Origin of the sequence: Halopseudomonas sp., from assembly GCF_038130085.1 — a bacterium.
GTDB lineage: Bacteria > Pseudomonadota > Gammaproteobacteria > Pseudomonadales > Pseudomonadaceae > Halopseudomonas.
The window spans coordinates 260,591-277,269 of record NZ_JAYPMU010000002.1; the positions used below are offsets into that span (position 1 = coordinate 260,591).

The following is a 16,679-nucleotide window of genomic DNA, read 5'->3' on the forward strand; positions in this document are numbered from 1 at the left end:
TCGTACAAGGCCGCGGACACCATGAACATTCCAAATATCCTGACCCTGCTTCGGGTCGCGCTGATTCCGATCTTCATCCTGCTGTTCTACATGCCGTTCCACTGGAGCTACATGGCAGCAGCGCTGGTCTTTACGCTGGCCAGTGTCACCGACTGGCTGGACGGCTATTTGGCACGCAAACTGGAGCAAAGCACGCCATTTGGTGCGTTCCTGGATCCGGTTGCCGACAAATTGATGGTCGTTATCGCATTGGTTCTGCTGGTCCAGCACCATGCCAACTTCTGGATTACCGCGCCGGCAGCAATCATCATCGGGCGTGAACTGGTGATCTCGGCGTTACGTGAGTGGATGGCCGAGATGGGCGCAAGGGCGCATGTGGCCGTTTCCAAGCTGGGCAAATACAAGACCGCGTTGCAAATGGTGGCGCTGGTGGTGCTGCTGGCCAACCCGCCAGAGCTGACGCTCTGGGTCGTTGTGGGTTATGTCCTGCTGGCAATGTCAGCTGTGCTCACGTTGTGGTCGATGGTGGTCTATCTGATTGCCGCCTGGCCGCATTTGCGCCCCGATAGTGATCAAAATTCCTCCAAATAACTTTTTTTGAATCAATAACTTGACAGGCCGGTGCAGATGGATAGAATGAGCGCCGTCCGATGCGGGAATAGCTCAGTTGGTAGAGCACGACCTTGCCAAGGTCGGGGTCGCGAGTTCGAGTCTCGTTTCCCGCTCCAGTTTTTTTGTTGTGCTGACGTCATCCACAGTACAGCTTATCTTTTTTGAGGCCGGGTGGCAGAGTGGTCATGCAGCGGATTGCAAATCCGTGTACGCCGGTTCGATTCCGACCTCGGCCTCCAATCTTTACTTTCGCCCGGATGGCGAAATTGGTAGACGCAAGGGACTTAAAATCCCTCGACCTTTAGGTCGTGCCGGTTCGACCCCGGCTCCGGGCACCATCTACCAAGCGCCTTTCAGCCATCTAGCCGAAGCAGTCCTGATCTTGACGCGCGACGTCACCTAGCCCTGCCTGAGCATCCTGGTGTTTCAGACGTTCTGCGTTGAATAGTTCAATGCCCCGCCGAGGTCATCCTGGGGTGCAGCCTCTCAGTCCTTGCGTACCTAAGCCCCCGTCGTCTGACCTGTATCAGCATTGCTGCGTATTTCATGGCATATACTCAGTGGAAATCGACACGGGAGGGCGCGTATGAGTGGTGAACAGTTCTGGGTGACAGTCGCCATTTTTACCGTAGGCGTGATGCTGATCGGCGGCGGCTTTTCCCGCTCACAGACGCGAACCGGGGTGGCGTTGATGTGGGGAGGCGCGCTGTGCATGTTGGCGCTGGTGTTCTACTACATCCCGCAAAACCTCACACTTTAGTCGCCAGCGGGCTCTTCTGTACTTGAGTGCTGCTCGTTTGCATACGCGATGACACAGTTGCGGCCGGACTTTTTGGCGCGATACAGAGCAATATCTGCGCACTGAAGAAGGCCTTCCGCATCGCTTGCCTGCACAGGAAAGCAGGCCACCCCAAGCGAGATGGTCCGGCTGACGGTCTGCCCCTGCCATTGGATGCCGAGCGCTGCGAAGGCCTGGCGATACGCCTCGGCCCGCGCCTGGGCAGTAATGCAGTCCGTATTAGGCAAAGCGACCAGAAATTCTTCTCCTCCAAACCTGCAGACGATATCACTGGCCCGCGAGTTCTGATTGAGCAGCTTCGCCAGTGCAATCAACAGCAGATCGCCTGCTTGGTGGCCGTGGTCGTCGTTGACCGATTTGAAATGGTCGATATCAATCAGAATTAGCGATAGTGGCTGGCCATGGCGCTGACAAAAACTCAGCTCTCTGGCGATAGTGACGTCGAAGTATCGACGGTTGTAGGCGTCCGTCAATGGGTCGCGGTCGGCCATGTCGCGCAGTTGCTGTTGTAGCAGCTTGTTCTCTTTGAGCTGTTGTTGCAGCGCCCGGTTTGCCCGTTGCAGTGCGTCTTGGCTTTCATGCAGCTGGTCCCGGGCTTCTCTAATGCGGTCGTTTCGGGTGAAGGCAACATTGCCGACCATCATGAGATACAGGCTGAGCCCAACAATGCATAAGAGATTGGATACCCAGTTGGTGTATACGGCCAAGTGGGGCGTGTGGAATAGCAACGACAGGCCAATACCCGCGCATAGGGTTGCGGTCGCCTGAAGTAGTCCGCGAGGGCCGCGGAATACCATCAGGTTGATGGTGACGCCCATTACCATGGTGTAGGTAATCCATAGCGGAAAACCAAGCCAGCCGATCCAGATGCCGAACAGTAAGCAATCACAAAGCAGGCTGTTCAGCTCTGTTACCAGTGGATTGCTGGAGCGCGACGCGCGCAGATACATCAGGTGGGGATACAGCAGGAACTGTGCTGCAAGGAATATCCAGACAACCCAGCCCTGACCCAAGCCGATTAGATGAACACCGATAGCTGCGAACAGCAACGCGAATGACGCCGTTCTGTTCCGATAGTTGAGTTGTACTATCCAGTGCGAGTTTTCCGGCACAGTATCGGTCATCAGCGCTGTTGGCAGGGAAGTCGTTCGGTGGAGTGTACCCTGTCCTTGGCGGCGCCGGTAGCCGCAACAAACAGGGAGAGCCCGGCGCTCCGTCATGCGGCCGGGCTCTCAAAAGTTTATGGGTAGGCGTTAAACCAAGCCAGCACCTTGTTGGCCGACGCCGGGAACCATTCGTGGCCTCCGGTGGTTTGGGTATAGCGTCCGGTGGGAATGCTCTGGTAGAGCAACTGGTCGTAGTACATATCCATGCTCCACCACGGAACGACCAGATCGACGAAACCGTGAATGAAATAGGTCGGTGGATGGTTAGCCGGCAATGGGTTGGGGACTGAGCAGATCGGTCCGCTGCACGTGGCGTAAGAACCTGACTGCACTACCAATGCGCGAAACTCGCCAGGAAAGGACACCGCCATGCGGCTAGTGTTGTAGCCGCCGCTGGAAATGCCGGTTGCGTACTTTCTATCCCCGTTCAGAGCCCCCAGCTTGCCGTCGTCGATCGCTTGAAACAGGTTGGTCAGAAAGGTGAAGTCGGTGCTCGACTCGTAGTTGGTCGCCAGTCCCGGCAAGTTGGTATGCCAGAACAGGTCTGCAGGCGCGCTGGGCGCGACGACCGCATAGCCGTTTTCCAGTAGCGTCTTTACGACGCGTCCTTCGTAGTAGCCGCCAAATGGGTCAGTGGTGTAATAGGTGAAGTCGTCCAGAGGGAAGAACGAGCCCTGATACACCACCGCTACAGGCCAGCCACCTGCCGGAGCGGTTCCGCTCGGCAACTGATAGATGACCTTTCGGCTGCTGACGCCGCTGGACCGGATCCATACGGATTTGTAGCTGCAGCTGATTTTGCCCGGCAGCAGTAGTGACTTCGCTCGCTCTGAACAGGGTGAGTCTGCCCATGCCTGATTACTGACTGCAGTGAGCATCAACCCGATCAACGCGGCGCTTTTGAGCCAGGTGCGGGGGTGAAATTGCATTGCGTACCTCCGATTTATTGTCGTTATTAGCGGGGCAGGGATTGCCGATCGCCGCTACAAAATAGAATCGGACGTTCGATTCCGTCAAATAATCAAGCGACAAAATTTGTGGGTGCATCGATGTCTCCGACCTGAGACACAAATAGTTGCATGTGACACTTGTGCTTGGCGGTGGGGTGATTCTAATATATATCGGAACCGGTGTTCCGGTTCCGTATAATAACAATACTTTGGAGGTCCTCGTGGCGACACAGGGAAAGGCTTGGGCGATTGGCTGTGCAACGCTCCTTGCAACCAGTCAGGTCATGGCGTACCAGACGCGATCAGGTGATTGGTCGATGGCACTGGATACTACGCTGTCGTATGGCGTCAACTATCGCATGGAGGATCAGGATAGCCGCCTGATTGCCCGTGCGAACGGCGGTCGCGGCGATAACGCCGGGTTAATCAACTCGGATGACGGCAATCTGAACTTCAAACAGGGTGAGCTGTTTTCAGAGGTGGCGAAAGTCGTCTCAGAGGTGGACGTCAGCTACCGCGAGCGTTTTGGGGTTTTTGCTCGGGTCCGCGGGTTCTACGACCTGTAGTTGATGGATGATGATCGTCGCCATCGAGAGATTCCGAAAAAGGGGCTGGATGATGCCGGTTCCAATGTCGACTTGCTGGATGCGTTTGTGTTCGGTAGCTGGGATGTTGCCGGCCGGGCGCTTAACCTGCGGGCGGGGCGACAGGTTATCAATTGGGGGGAAGGCCTGTTCGCCCAAAACGGTATCGGTGCAACCAATCCGGTAGACATCAATGCTCTGAGAGCGCCAGGCTCGGAGCTGAAAGAAGCGTATATGCCCACCATGATGGGCTATCTTTCGCTTGAAGTGACCGACGGTCTCTCGGTGGAAGGGTATTGGCAGCCCGCCAGCGCCTGGGAGAAAACCCGTATTGACCCCTGTGGAACCTACTTTTCCACGCTGGACGTGATTGGTGGTGGTTGTAACTACTTGATGGTCCCGCCGGTGCAGGAGCCGCTGACCGGTGGTCTGGCGTTCGATAGCCCTGAGCAGGCGCAAGCCTATGCGGATAGCCTGCCTGCCATTCCGGCGCTCGCTGCACTCAAAGCCTACCTCCCAACGACATATATTCCGCGCGCGGGTGACGTCAAGGCAGATGGAGCCGCGCAGTACGGAATTGCAGCGCGTCTGTTGGTGCCTGAGCTCAACTACAGCGAGTTGGGCTTCTACTACATGCGTTACAACATGAATGTGCCGATGCTTGGTCTGACGGTTGGGCAGCCGGTCAATATTCCCAACGTCGGCGTCCTGCCCGTTGCCAATACCTCGCGCTATTACGCCGAGTATCTGGAGAAGCGCCACCTGTATGGCCTGAGTTTTAACACCAGTTTTGGTGGGGACAGCTGGCTGAACGGCGTGTCGCTGGCGGGTGAGCTGAGTTATCGCCCCAACGCTGCTATTGCCCTCGGTCTGGGTGAGTATCTGCCCACCGCATTGCTGGGGAATCTCGCCGGGCTACCGGTCGGCACCCGTCTGGATGGCTATGACGAGAAGGCCATGTGGCAGGGGGCACTGGTCGGCATCCAAAGCTTCAATGGCTTCCTTGGCTCAAACACCGGCACCTTAATGGTTGAGCTGGTAGGCAGCCGGGTTCAGGGGCTTGAGTCTGATATTGATTATTACGCTGCAACGTCCAGCGCCTGGGGGGCTCAGGGCACGCTGTCGCTGACCTATAGCAACGTGCTGAACCTGGTGAATCTGGTGCCGAGTGTCAGCTACCAGCGCGGCTTCAACGGCATTGCGCCGCAGCTTACCAACGGCCTGATCGAAGATGCGCGCAGCTATGCAATCGGCGTGGACGCGATCTATCAGGAGGCGTTGACCCTCGGTGCACGCTATGTCGCCTACGCAGGCGGTGGTCTCTCCAACAAACGGACGGATCGCGATTACCTGAGCCTCAGCGTTAAGTACAGCTTCTAACGGGATGAAATATATGACTAAAACAACTTTCGGCAAGGTGGCTGTCCTGAGCTCGCTGGTCTTGGCATCCGCGGTTGCGCAGGCGCGTGTTGATGCCAGCACAGCGGCACGATTGCAATCTGATCTGACTCCGATTGGGGCGGAGCGTGCAGGTAACCTAGATGGTTCGATTCCGGCGTGGGATGGTGGCCTGAGTCCAACACCTGCCGCTTATGAGGAGGGGCGCGGATACGTTGATCCCTATGCCGACGATCGGCCCTTGTACAGTGTCTCCGCCGCGAACGCTGAAGGCTTCAGCGATCGTCTGAGTCCAGGCCAGCAGGCCATGCTGCGCCGCTACAGTGCCACCTGGAAGCTGCAGGTGTATCCGAGCCGCCGCTCGGCGTCGTTTCCGCAGAAGGTTTACGATGCTGCGTTCAGCAATGCCCAATCTGCGGAGCTGACCGACAACGGCAACGGTGTGGCGGGAATGAAGATTGCGGTGCCGTTTCCGATTCCTCAGTCGGCTCTGGAAGTGTTGTGGAACCATCTAACCCGCTACCGTGGTGAGAGCGTCAAGCGCTACTACGCGCAAGCAACGCCGCAGCCAGATGGCAACTACTTCATGACGCGTATTGAAGACTATTTCCTGTTCAACCAGTGGGCAGGGGATTCGGCAGTGGATAACGGCAATGTCCTGTTCTATTTCCGCCAGTCCGTGGTTGCTCCCACTCGATTGGCGGGTATGGAACTGCTGGTCCACGAAACGGTTAACCAGGTCTCCGAACCACGTATGTCCTGGATTTATGCCTCCGGACAGCGACGGGTTCGACGGGCACCCAACGTCGCCTATGACTCCCCCGGCACCGCGTCTGACGGGATGCGCACAACAGACAATTTCGACATGTTCTCCGGTGCCCCCGACCGTTACGACTGGGAGTTAATGGGCAAGAAAGAGATGTTGATCCCCTACAACAGCTATCGTCTGGCGGACAAGCGTAACCGCTATGCCGATATTGTTCAGCCGGGACACATCAACCCCGAGCTGCCGCGTTATGAGCTGCACCGGGTGTGGCACGTGCGGGCGACGTTAAAGGCTGGGCAACGTCACCTCTACAAGCAGCGTGATATGTACTTCGACGAGGACAGCTATCAACTGGTAGTCGTTGATCATTACGACAACCGGGATCAGCTCTGGCGTCTGGGAGAGTCCTACACCATCAACCTCTACGACCAGCCGTTGGTATGGACCAAGGGGGACGCGGTGTACGACCTGCTGAGTGGGCGCTATGTCATTGGCCTGCTGTCGAACGAGGAGCCTCGCGAGCAGTTTGATACAGGGCTGCAACCGAGCGACTTTACTCCCGCTCAACTACGCCGGGACAGCCGCCGCTAACGAATCTGCAGATAGTTGCAGATCAGTTGAGAGAGCTCCTCGGGGAGGTTGTCCCGGGGGGTATCTCCAAGCGTTCCAACCAGACTGTAGTAATTCATGCTGGCCAGCAATACATGGCCGGCAAGGTCTGCTGCGTGCTCGGGGGAAGGGTGATTCAACTGGTCCCGCTGCTGCAGCACCAGATCACGTAGCGAATGGCCGACAAACGCGTTGAGTTCATGAATGCGTTCACGGAAGCGTTCATCGATGGAACTGCGGCGGATAAGGGCGCGAATCAGGCCCTCATTGCACTCGTACAGGCTGATGACGTCCTGCACGAACTGCTGCAGCCGCTCCTGAAAGGGACGCTGACTGACACTGAGAGAACTAACGAGCCCGGAAATGACGTCGTGACTGTCATCGACAAAGCGCTCATGCACGGCGTACAGCAGCACGTCCTTGTCGGCGAGTAGACGATAGAAGGTGCCTACCGAGGAGTTCGCCAACCGTGCGATCTCCGCGATGCTGGTTTCTTCAAAGCGGTTCTGGGCAAGCAGGTCAATGGTCACCTTGAGAAAGCGCTCAAGCGCCTGGCGACTTCTTGCCTGCGTCGGATTGGGGATGGTGCGCATGTGGGTTCCCTTGGTAAGCCCCGATTCTATAGGGCGCAAGGCTAGCAACGCAAACCAGCGATTTTGAGCGGGCGTGACGGGCTAGGGCGGGAAGACAACCATAATGGGAGTTATGCAATGAAGTACATCAAATTGAAGAACGGCCGGGTCGCGTATACCCAGCGCGGACAGGGAACGCCAGTGCTGCTGGTGCACGGTCTGGGCTCATCGTCACGTGACTGGGAGCCACAGATGAATGACCTGTCCAGAATCGCCAGTGTCTGGGCCCTGGATCTGCGCGGCCACGGTGAGAGCGATTTGCTCAATCGACCGTTGCTGCTGGGTGAATTGGCAGATGATGTCGCCGAATTCATCCGGGCGATGGGCATTCAAGGGTGCATGCTTGTTGGTATATCCATGGGCGGCATGATCAGCTTTGATCTGATGGCACGCTACCCGCAGCTGGTCAGTGGGATGGTTTCGATCAACAGCGCGCCCAGCTTTCCTGTTGATCGTTGGAGCATTCGGCTGCGTCTGGCGTTTCGCCTCACTGTCTTGAGCCTGCTCGGCATGCGCAACATGAGTCGTCTGATCGCGCGCAATCTGTTCCCGCATCCGTATCAACTGCCGCTGCGACAGCAGTTGGTCGACTCGTTCAGCAAGAACGATCTGCGCTCTTATCGATACGCCGTGGGCGCTATTGCGGGGTGGTCGTCGGTCCCTGCGATCAATCAGGTTGATCTGCCAATTCTGGTGGTGACCGGGGATCGGGACTACACACCGATTGCGTTCAAGAAGGCCTATTGCGATGAACTGCTCAATGCGGAGCTGGCGGTGGTGTGCGACTCAGGCCACGCCACGCCGCTGGATCAGCCAGAGCAAATGAACATGCTGCTGCGGCGTTTTCTGGCACTGCTTACCAAGCCTGAACGCGTGGCCATTACCGAGCCCTACGTTTACTGAAGCCGAGGCTGGTCACCAATGATTAATGTGGCATTCACCTGACTGTCATGCCTGCATGGCGGAATTCTCGTTGTATACATGCGAGGAGAGTAACCATGCAGATCACGGTTGTTGGGTGCGGCTACGTTGGATTGGTGACAGCAGTCTGCTTTGCCGAGATGGGAAACCGGGTCGCCTGTGTGGACTCCAGCGCAGAGCGAATCAATGCCCTGCAGAGCGGGGTGTCACCGATCTTTGAACCGGGTATTGAAGCGCTGTTGCAGACCAACCATGGTGCTGGGCGCTTGACCTTCTGCCGTCAGCTGATGCCGGTGGTACGGCACAGCGAGGTCGTGTTCATTGCAGTAGGCACCCCGTCGGCGGACGACGGCAGTGCGGATGTGTCGCAGATACTGGATGTCGCGGCGCAGCTTGGCACCGCGCTGGAGGCGCCCACCATCGTCGTCTGCAAGTCTACCGCGCCAGTCGGGACGGCATGCCGTGTTCAGGCGATTCTCGATCAGCATTGCCAGCGTCGGGGCGTCAGCTGGCGGCATCGCGTGGTAAGTAACCCGGAGTTCCTGAAAGAGGGCGCGGCTATTGAGGACTTCATGCGCCCCGATAGGATTATTCTCGGTACCGAAGACGCCGACGCCGAGCGCACCATGCGCCAACTCTACGAGCCCTTCGTCCGTAACCACGACCGCATTCTCTGCATGCCTCGACGGGCAGCTGAAATGACCAAGTACGCGGCCAATACCTTTCTGGCCACCAAAATCTCCTTTATCAACGAGGTGGCCAGTCTGTGTGAATCGCTTGGCGTTGATATCGAGGCGGTGCGCAAAGGGATCGGGTCTGATCCACGTATTGGCCATCACTTTATCTACGCGGGCTGCGGTTACGGCGGCTCGTGCTTTCCAAAAGATATCCGAGCCATGCTGCATATGGCGCAGGAGCAAGAGCTCGCTTTGCCTATTCTGAACGCCGTCGAACAGCGCAATCAGTCGCAGAAAGGTTGGCCGCTACGGATGCTCGGCAAGGTATTTGGAGATCAACTGGGCGGTCGTACCGTGGCGATATGGGGATTGGCCTTTAAGCCCGGAACGGACGACATACGTGATGCCCCAAGCCGGGTGCTGATCGACGGCTTGCTGGCTGCTGGTGCACGCGTGCAGGCGTTCGACCCGGTTGCCAACGAGAATATTGGCCATGCTTATCCTGATGCGCTTGATCGCGGCCAATTGCGTTTGTTCTCTGATCCCTATGCGGTACTCAATGATGCTGACGCATTGGCGCTCGTGACTGAGTGGAAGCAGTTTCGACAACCGGATTTTGCGCTGATGGCGCGTTTGATGCGCACTCCGGTCATTATCGACGGACGCAACCAATATGATCCAGCTGTCGCAAGCGCTTATGGTTTCAAGCATTTGGGCGTGGGGCGTCTGCCAGCGGAATCGCCAGCGCCGGTGCTGCGTAAGGTGGTCTGAGCAATCTGCATTTTTTGGGTTATACTTGAGCGCTCATTCAAATTCAGGCAGGAAGGTTGCTCATGTCCCAGTACGACTTTGACCTCTTCGTTATCGGTGCCGGTTCTGGCGGAGTGCGCGCCAGCCGCATGGCGGCCGGTTTCGGCGCACGCGTTGCGGTGGCCGAAGATCGCTACCTGGGCGGAACCTGCGTCAACGTTGGTTGTGTGCCGAAAAAGCTGCTCTCCTACGCGGCTCATTTCGCCGAAGACATTGAGGATGCGGCAGGTTACGGCTGGGATCTGGAAACCTCGGGGTTTGATTGGCAGCGTCTGGTCGCCAACAAAAACACCGAAATTAACCGTTTGAATGGTATCTATCGCAATTTGCTGGTGTCCGCCGGCGTCCAGTTGATTGAGGGCCGCGCGCGGTTCGTTGACTCCCATACCGTGGAGGTCGATGGCAAGCGCTACAGTGCCGAGCGTATTTTGATTGCGACGGGTGGTTGGCCGCACGTGCCGGATTTCCCGGGCAACGAGCACGTGATCAGCTCCAACGAAGTCTTTTTCCTGGACAAGCTGCCCAAACGCGCGCTGGTTGTGGGTGGTGGATACATTGCCATTGAATTTGCCGGGATCTTCCATGGGCTCGGCTGTGAAACCACCCAGCTGTATCGGGGGGATCTGTTCCTGCGGGGCTTCGACCAGAGCGTCCGCGAGCATATGGCCAATGTGCTGACAGAGAAGGGCGTTGATTTGCGCTTCAATGGCGACGTCGCACGGATCGAGCGCAATGCGGATCAGAGTTTAAGCGTAACGTTAACTAACGGTGACCAGCTGGAGACCGACCTGGTGCTCTACGCAACCGGGCGTCGGGCGCATACCAACGATCTGGGGCTTGAACACACGGCGGTTGAACTTGACGCAAAGGGTAATATTCGGGTCGACGAGCAATATCAGACTACCGATCCAGCCGTGCTAGCAATTGGTGACGTGACGGGTACCGTGCAACTGACTCCGGTGGCGTTGGCTGAAGGTATGGCGTTGGCGCGCCGCCTTTATCGCCCGGAGGAGTATCTGCCGGTGGATTACAACGATATTCCGACCGCAGTGTTCTGCATCCCGAATATCGCCACCCTCGGCCTGACCGAAGAGGACGCGCGAGCCAAGGGGCACAAGCTGAAGGTCTACGAGAGTCGCTTCCGTGCCATGCGCAACACGCTGGCGGGACGCAGCGAGCAGAGCCTGATGAAGTTGGTTGTCGACAAGGATACCGATCGGGTACTCGGCATTCATATGGTCGGCCCGGAAGCTGGCGAGATCGTGCAGGGCCTGGCGGTTGCGGTCAAGGCAGGGGCAACCAAAGCCGTTTTCGACGCGACCCTGGGGATTCACCCCACCGCCGCTGAGGAGTTTGTTACCATGCGCACGCCTAGCCGCGAGGACTGATCGCGGTCCCTTGCGGAGTGCTGCTTGAATGAATTGGTTTTACGCCTTCGATCTGTTCGGTGTGGCGGTTTTCGCGATTACCGGTGCACTGATGGCCGGGCGCAAATCCATGGATTTGTTTGGGGTCTTGGTCATCGCGATCATCACTGCATTGGGCGGCGGCACCTTGCGAGACGCTATCCTCGGCAATCACCCGGTGAGCTGGATTCGCAACGACGTCTACATTCTGGTGGCGACGCTCGCTGCTGTTGGGACGGTGGTTTGGGTGCGGTTCACGAGACCCATCAATGAAACCGGCTTGCTGGTCGCTGATGCGTTCGGACTGGCGGTATTTACCGTTATTGGCACGCAGGTTGCGCTCAACTTTGGCGTGCCGGTCAGCGCTGCGGTGATCATGGGCGTGATGACAGGTGTGGCTGGCGGTGTGATGCGAGACATTATCTGCAACGAAATCCCGCTGATCTTCCACAAGGAGATCTACGCGACTGCTTGCATCATTGGCTCGCTGGCGTACATCGGTCTGCAATCACTGCCCTTGCCAGAGGATCTGAGTATCGCGATCTGTATCGCGCTGGTACTGGCGATCCGCTTGGCCGCGATCCGCTGGCATCTTGCGCTACCGCGCTTTCACCTGCTGGATCGCGACCGTCCAGGTCAGTGATGCATGTGCCCTGAGTCGGCAGCGGGTGCTGGCGGCTCATCTTCAGTCTGCACCTTCACAACCACCTCCACATCACCCGCATCGGCAAAGTGCAGTGTCAGCGGGAACTGATCCCCTGCGTTCAGCGGCTGCTTCAGGTTGAACAACATCAGATGATACGCACCGGGTTGAAAGCTTACGGTTTCGCCTGGAGCGACCTCCAGACGGTCAACACGTTGCATCTTCATCAAACCATCAGCATGCACATGCTCGTGGATTTCGACTTTATCTGCGACCGGTGTATCGGCACCGATCAGAGTGTCACTTTGGTCGCCATGGTTGCTGATTTGCAGATACGCCGCGCCGGTGGGGGCTACGGGAGGCAGAGCGCGCGACCAGGGATGGGCAATATGTAATGTGCCGGCCTCAAACTCGTGAGCATTCACCAGTTGCGCCAGCGCGCAGCCAATCAGCAGCAGTGAGAAACGATTAAAACGCATAGCGTGTTCCTTGGACGGAGTGTGGATGGAACCTTAACCTGAAATCGGTCGTCGGATGAAGTGACGCAATGCCGCTCTGGCGATATCAGAATGAAATTAATGAAATGTGGAATGGTTATATAAATTGGTCGAATGTATAGCTTTTCGCCACTATATTTTTCCCGCACACTGAGCCAAGTTAAGTGACCGTGTCATGGTCGGACCAAACAGGAATTTGATCACGCAATGACAGAGCGCAGGCGATTGGAGCGGCATATAGTGAGCAGCAGTCTGGAGGTTTTTGACCTGGATACCGGTGACCATTTGGGTCGCGTCGTAGACTTGCATGAAGAAGGGCTGATGCTGCTCAGCAACCGTCCGGTAGATCTCAACCGGGCCTTCGCGCTGCAGATCAACTTGCCAATGACGCTTAACGGCGTAAAGGAGTTCCTGCTGGACGCCGAAAGCCTTTGGAACCGGGTGAGCATCAACGGCGAGCAGTTCTGGACTGGCATGCACTTCACCAATCTCCCTGAAGAAGCCAGGCAGTGCATCGCCAAGATGGTGGCCAGCCGCTGAGCGGCAACGGCCACCGCACTTCAGGCGCTCAGGTAGCGCCCCGGCGTCAGGTGATTATCCCAGCGCACAGCATAGGTCCCATGTGGAACGGCCTGATTGCTATCGGCGGTTAGCTGATAAATCCCCCCCAACCCTGACGACACGATAAAACCGTTTTCGCCGTAAGGCAGGGCGCCCGCGACATCGGCAACAGCAACCCGCTGAACAATCTCGCCAGTCTGGTAATTGATGATGAGCGCGAGGTTGCCAAGCGGGGCGGTAACCACCGCGTAAGGGCTGCCGCGGCTGATGGCGATACTGGCCGTGTAGTTCTTCAGCGGCATCAGATCTTCAACCGACCAGTCCAGCTCTCTGAACTCGCCGCGGGTGCTGTCAAATCGCACTACCAGTGGCGGTGTTTCCCACTCTGGGCCTTCATATTGGTACCCGGCGATCACTACCCCATCCGGACTGACATCCAGGTGTCGGCAGCTGAGTTGATGATGTGAGGGGCTGTGACGGGCGGTAATTTCGCCGGTGCGACGATCCATCAGAATCAGGGCCGGCTGCATGCGATCCAGATTGAGTTTGATGCGGTCATAGTCCGGGTGCGTTTCGATCCCGCCGAGCGCCACAATCAGAGTATTGCCATCGGGATGCAGTCGTAGCTCGTGCGGGCCAACGCCGGCCAGATCATGGTCGGTCACGGTGCGATAGCCATCGAAGGCATCGTAGACCCTCACCAGGCCCGCCGAAGAGTGATAGTTGTTTATCGTGACGTACAAAAAGCGCGCGTCAGGACTGTAAACACCGTGCCCGTAATAATGAAACCCGTCGCCCGCATTGATGCTGTGCTCGAGTTTGCCGGTGCGGGTATTGAGCACGTGCATAAAGCGGCCTGGGCGCCGAGCAAAAACGACCACATGGTCGCCGAACGGCTGCGCGCAACCACCGTGACAGCGCTCCGGAACGGGAACCTGGAAGCGGGCCTGACCTGCACTATCTACGCCGCTGATATAGTGCCGGCCCTCGTGATCATCCACGGCACTGACCAACTCCAGGTCCGGCTTTTTGCCAGCCAGCGGCAAGCGGCTGCTGCAGGCCGCGAGTGCGCCGATGGAGGTGGCGGCGATGGACGCCTTAAGAAAACCGCGCCGATCCAGCATCCATCAATCCCCGTCGCTTGAATTGAAGCCACGCACGACGCTGAGTTCGCTGGCGATTGGGCCAGTCAGCAATTGACCCGTGGCGCGCACATCCGCGAGCAGGGCGTTCAGGCTGGCGAGCCCTTCGTCACTCTGCAGCAACGGGGTGATGTCGGTGGGCAGGGTATCGAAGTGGGCCAGCGTCTTGTTCAGCTGGGCGCTGAATTGTTCAGCAAGGGGCAGGGCGTCGTTCTCCGCCATGAGCGCGTTGAGTCCCGGGACAAAGTACTCCGCCAGGCCCTGTAACGAGGCCTTGATCATGATCAGCGATTCGCCAGAGCGCCAGGCATCGGCAAGGTATGGGTTGGGTTTGCCGGTGCCACGTGCACCCAAGGGCGCGGCGATGCGCCAGTCAGCCAAAATCTCGAGCGCGTGCATGGCTGCGGTCAGGGTGCCGTTGTCGTAATCGGCGCCTTGCAGATAGCGCTCCTGCAGCTGAGTCCAGTCTGCACTCAGCTCGGTGGCATTGTTTTCGAGGTTATGGCTGATTGCGCCAAGCAGTCGGCAGGACCGTTCTGCAGGCAATGCGCGCTCGCTTTCAACGACTTGTTTGTCGAACAGCAGGTATTCGACCGCCGGGAAACCCTGAATGGCAACGCTGTCGCGGGCCAGATCCGCCGCAGTAACACTCTCGCGCTCTGGCTTTAGCCAGTAGCTCGCCTTGCTGGCAGTGAGGTTTTTCGGGTCAGGCCAGAACTGGAATTTCCACGCACGGGTATTCTGTTCGATAGGCCCGAAGTCGACGAAACGTACAGCCTGCCAGGCTGCGAATGCATTGCTCCAGGCCTCCTTGACCTGGACCAGACCCGCATCGCTCGGGCTCGCGCAATACGCATCGGCCTTCTGCGCCAGTTGATCGGTACGGGCGGCGAGTTGCTGGTAGCCGTGACCAATCTGCGCGTGCCAGGCCGCGCGGGCCGAGGTTTCCTGGGCCTGCGCTGAGACGCAGAGGCTCAGCGTGGAGGTGGCTACCAGGGCGAGCAGGGGAGCTGTCAGTTTCATGTCTGTGCCTCAGAGCGAGTTGAGGAAGCGGATAAGCGCGTCACGCTGATCAGCTGGCAATTGGCGGTACTGGTCCGCCGCCGGGCGGGCCTCACCGTCGTGCCAGAGAATCGCGTGTTCGACCGTTTCAGCGCGGCCATCGTGCAGGAACCCCGCGAGCGGGTTTACAACCTTGGTCATGCCCAGGCCCCAGAGTGGCGGAGTACGCCACTCATTGCCGTCCGCCAGAAACTCCGGGCGACCATCGGCCAAACCCGGGCCCATATCGTGCAGCAGAAAGTCAGAGTAGGGCCAGATAACCTGGCCGCTCAATTCCGGCCGCTCGGATTGCCCGGTGGTAAAGCTCGGGGTATGACAGGCGGCGCAGCCGATGTCGTTGAACAGCTTCGCGCCTTGCTGAACATCCGCTGCGTCCATGTCCCGGCGAGTGGGTACGGCCAGACTGGTCGCATAGAAGTTGATGAAGTTGGCGACTTTGTCTGTCACCTCCGGATCGCCACCGTCGGGGAAGCGTTCGCACTGTTGCTGCGGCGTGCAATCGGTCGCCTGCGCAACGGTGGATGTCAGCCCCATGTCGCCAGCGAAGGCGTCCATGCTCTGTTGCATGATGTTGGGCTGGCCAGCCTTCCAGCCGAAGCGTCCCACCACGGTCTGCTCGGCAACCCGGTCCCAGACGCGGTTGGCGCGGCCGGAGATGCCGTCACCATTGGCGTCATCCGGGTCCTCGTTTGCGAGCAGCGCAGATTCGGGGATGGCTTCCACCAAGCCAAGGCCGATCATCGGCGGCGCTACGCGCGGGGAGGTGAGCAGATTTTCCGGCAGCGGGCCGTAGTTCGGGTTTTCAATGCGATACACCGGCTTACGCATGACCACTTCCGTACCGTCCGCCAAGGTTTCGGTGACGGACTGCCATTCGACGATCATGTCGGCTTCCGGCTTCATGCCGGGAATCGCAGATGTCTGCAACTGCCCGCCGTAGACTGGCGCTGGCATCAGTCCGTGCTCGCGCAAAAAGTCAGCATCGCGCTCTGCATCGGCGGGCACGGAAAGGCGCAGGAACAGCGAGACGGAGGGGGTTTCTGGTGAAGCTGGAGCATGGCCGCGGCCGTCTTTCAGGTGACAGCCTTGGCAGGAATTGGTGTTGAACAGCGGACCAAGGCCGTCGCGGGCGTCGGTGCTGGCCGGGGCAACCACCCACGGGTTGCGGAAGAAACTGTTGCCAACGCTAAAGTCGAGGCGCTTGGTCATCGACATGTTGGCCAATGGCAGTGAATAGGCATTTTGGTCATGCTGCGTGACGCTGCCCGCGCCGCCAGTGAGTGGCGTATCCTGAATCGGATAGCGGGTTTCGGCAGCCTGGGTCAGGTTTGAGATCAGTAGTGCAGGGACCAGCAGCGCGCTGGCGCGCAGAAGAGGATGAAGCATGGATTGCGGTTCACTGTGCCTGGGTGAGTATCAGCAAGGTATGCATCTGTCAGATTCC

15 protein-coding genes, 3 tRNA genes and 1 pseudogene are annotated in these 16,679 nt (G+C 58.2%); 12 read left to right on the top strand and 7 right to left on the bottom strand.

All coding sequences use genetic code 11. The annotated features are described in order from the left end of the window. The first annotated feature begins 21 nt into the window (after nucleotides 1-21). From pgsA to AAFM31_RS02720, 5 genes are all read left to right on the top strand, one after another. Entirely contained in the window at nucleotides 22-591 is a 570-nt protein-coding gene (gene pgsA / locus AAFM31_RS02700; RefSeq protein ID WP_341706351.1) for a CDP-diacylglycerol--glycerol-3-phosphate 3-phosphatidyltransferase, read from the top strand. A gap of 61 nt (nucleotides 592-652) precedes the next feature. Next, nucleotides 653-728 (top strand) — tRNA-Gly (locus tag AAFM31_RS02705). 49 nt (nucleotides 729-777) lie between these two features. After that, nucleotides 778-851 (top strand) — tRNA-Cys (locus AAFM31_RS02710). A gap of 12 nt (nucleotides 852-863) precedes the next feature. Next, nucleotides 864-950 (top strand) — tRNA-Leu (locus tag AAFM31_RS02715). Nucleotides 951-1,198: 248 nt separating this feature from the next. Beyond that, entirely contained in the window at nucleotides 1,199-1,372 is a 174-nt protein-coding gene (locus AAFM31_RS02720; protein WP_341706352.1) for a hypothetical protein, read from the top strand. Here AAFM31_RS02720 and AAFM31_RS02725 read toward each other — a convergent pair. Together AAFM31_RS02725 and AAFM31_RS02730 are read right to left on the bottom strand one after the other, a co-directional pair. Next, nucleotides 1,369-2,535, bottom strand: a complete 1,167-nt coding sequence (locus tag AAFM31_RS02725; RefSeq protein WP_341706353.1) for a diguanylate cyclase — start codon at nucleotides 2,533-2,535, stop codon at nucleotides 1,369-1,371. The two genes, AAFM31_RS02720 and AAFM31_RS02725, sit on opposite strands and share 4 nt — an antisense overlap. 116 nt (nucleotides 2,536-2,651) lie before the next feature. Next, on the bottom strand, nucleotides 2,652-3,506 hold the full coding sequence (locus AAFM31_RS02730; protein ID WP_341706354.1) for a plasmid partitioning protein: 855 nt from the start codon (nucleotides 3,504-3,506) through the stop codon (nucleotides 2,652-2,654). A 242-nt stretch (nucleotides 3,507-3,748) separates the two neighbouring features. Here AAFM31_RS02730 and AAFM31_RS02735 point away from each other — a divergent pair. Beyond that, a pseudogene (locus tag AAFM31_RS02735) lies at nucleotides 3,749-5,491 on the top strand (DUF1302 domain-containing protein). Between the two features lie 13 nt (nucleotides 5,492-5,504). Beyond that, the gene (locus tag AAFM31_RS02740; protein ID WP_341706355.1) at nucleotides 5,505-6,866 is read left to right on the top strand and encodes a DUF1329 domain-containing protein; all 1,362 of its coding nucleotides are present in this window, start codon (nucleotides 5,505-5,507) and stop codon (nucleotides 6,864-6,866) included. On the opposite strand, the gene AAFM31_RS02745 is transcribed toward AAFM31_RS02740, so the two are convergent. After that, on the bottom strand, nucleotides 6,863-7,477 hold the full coding sequence (locus AAFM31_RS02745; protein WP_341706357.1) for a TetR/AcrR family transcriptional regulator: 615 nt from the start codon (nucleotides 7,475-7,477) through the stop codon (nucleotides 6,863-6,865). The two genes, AAFM31_RS02740 and AAFM31_RS02745, sit on opposite strands and share 4 nt — an antisense overlap. A 117-nt stretch (nucleotides 7,478-7,594) precedes the next feature. Between AAFM31_RS02745 and AAFM31_RS02750 the strand changes: the two genes are divergently transcribed. The 4 genes from AAFM31_RS02750 (at nucleotide 7,595) to AAFM31_RS02765 (ending at nucleotide 11,973) form a co-directional block, all read left to right on the top strand. Further along, entirely contained in the window at nucleotides 7,595-8,419 is an 825-nt protein-coding gene (locus tag AAFM31_RS02750; protein WP_341706358.1) for an alpha/beta hydrolase, read from the top strand. Nucleotides 8,420-8,514: 95 nt separating this feature from the next. Next, nucleotides 8,515-9,885 carry a UDP-glucose/GDP-mannose dehydrogenase family protein gene (locus AAFM31_RS02755; protein WP_341706359.1) on the top strand — a complete coding sequence of 457 codons (1,371 nt, stop codon included), beginning with the start codon at nucleotides 8,515-8,517 and terminating at the stop codon, nucleotides 9,883-9,885. A 62-nt stretch (nucleotides 9,886-9,947) separates the two neighbouring features. Continuing rightward, nucleotides 9,948-11,312 carry a glutathione-disulfide reductase gene (gene gorA, locus AAFM31_RS02760; protein ID WP_341706360.1) on the top strand — a complete coding sequence of 455 codons (1,365 nt, stop codon included), beginning with the start codon at nucleotides 9,948-9,950 and terminating at the stop codon, nucleotides 11,310-11,312. A 28-nt stretch (nucleotides 11,313-11,340) separates the two neighbouring features. Then, entirely contained in the window at nucleotides 11,341-11,973 is a 633-nt protein-coding gene (locus tag AAFM31_RS02765) for a trimeric intracellular cation channel family protein (protein ID WP_341706361.1), read from the top strand. On the opposite strand, the gene AAFM31_RS02770 is transcribed toward AAFM31_RS02765, so the two are convergent. Next, nucleotides 11,967-12,452 (bottom strand): copper chaperone PCu(A)C, encoded by a 486-nt coding sequence (locus tag AAFM31_RS02770; protein WP_341706362.1) that lies wholly within the window; start codon nucleotides 12,450-12,452, stop codon nucleotides 11,967-11,969. The two genes, AAFM31_RS02765 and AAFM31_RS02770, sit on opposite strands and share 7 nt — an antisense overlap. Nucleotides 12,453-12,677: 225 nt before the next feature. Here AAFM31_RS02770 and AAFM31_RS02775 point away from each other — a divergent pair, with 225 nt between their 5' ends. Beyond that, nucleotides 12,678-13,010, top strand: a complete 333-nt coding sequence (locus tag AAFM31_RS02775; RefSeq protein ID WP_341706364.1) for a PilZ domain-containing protein — start codon at nucleotides 12,678-12,680, stop codon at nucleotides 13,008-13,010. Between the two features lie 20 nt (nucleotides 13,011-13,030). On the opposite strand, the gene AAFM31_RS02780 is transcribed toward AAFM31_RS02775, so the two are convergent. Genes AAFM31_RS02780 through AAFM31_RS02790 form a run of 3 tightly spaced genes read right to left on the bottom strand, consistent with a single transcriptional unit; the run spans nucleotide 13,031 to nucleotide 16,621 of the window. Continuing rightward, nucleotides 13,031-14,155, bottom strand: coding sequence for a DUF1513 domain-containing protein (locus tag AAFM31_RS02780; RefSeq protein ID WP_341706365.1), 1,125 nt, complete (start codon nucleotides 14,153-14,155; stop codon nucleotides 13,031-13,033). Nucleotides 14,156-14,158: 3 nt separating this feature from the next. Beyond that, on the bottom strand, nucleotides 14,159-15,196 hold the full coding sequence (locus AAFM31_RS02785; RefSeq protein ID WP_341706366.1) for an imelysin family protein: 1,038 nt from the start codon (nucleotides 15,194-15,196) through the stop codon (nucleotides 14,159-14,161). 9 nt (nucleotides 15,197-15,205) lie between these two features. Next, nucleotides 15,206-16,621 carry a di-heme oxidoredictase family protein gene (locus AAFM31_RS02790; RefSeq protein WP_341706367.1) on the bottom strand — a complete coding sequence of 472 codons (1,416 nt, stop codon included), beginning with the start codon at nucleotides 16,619-16,621 and terminating at the stop codon, nucleotides 15,206-15,208. Between the last annotated feature and the right edge of the window lie 58 nt (nucleotides 16,622-16,679).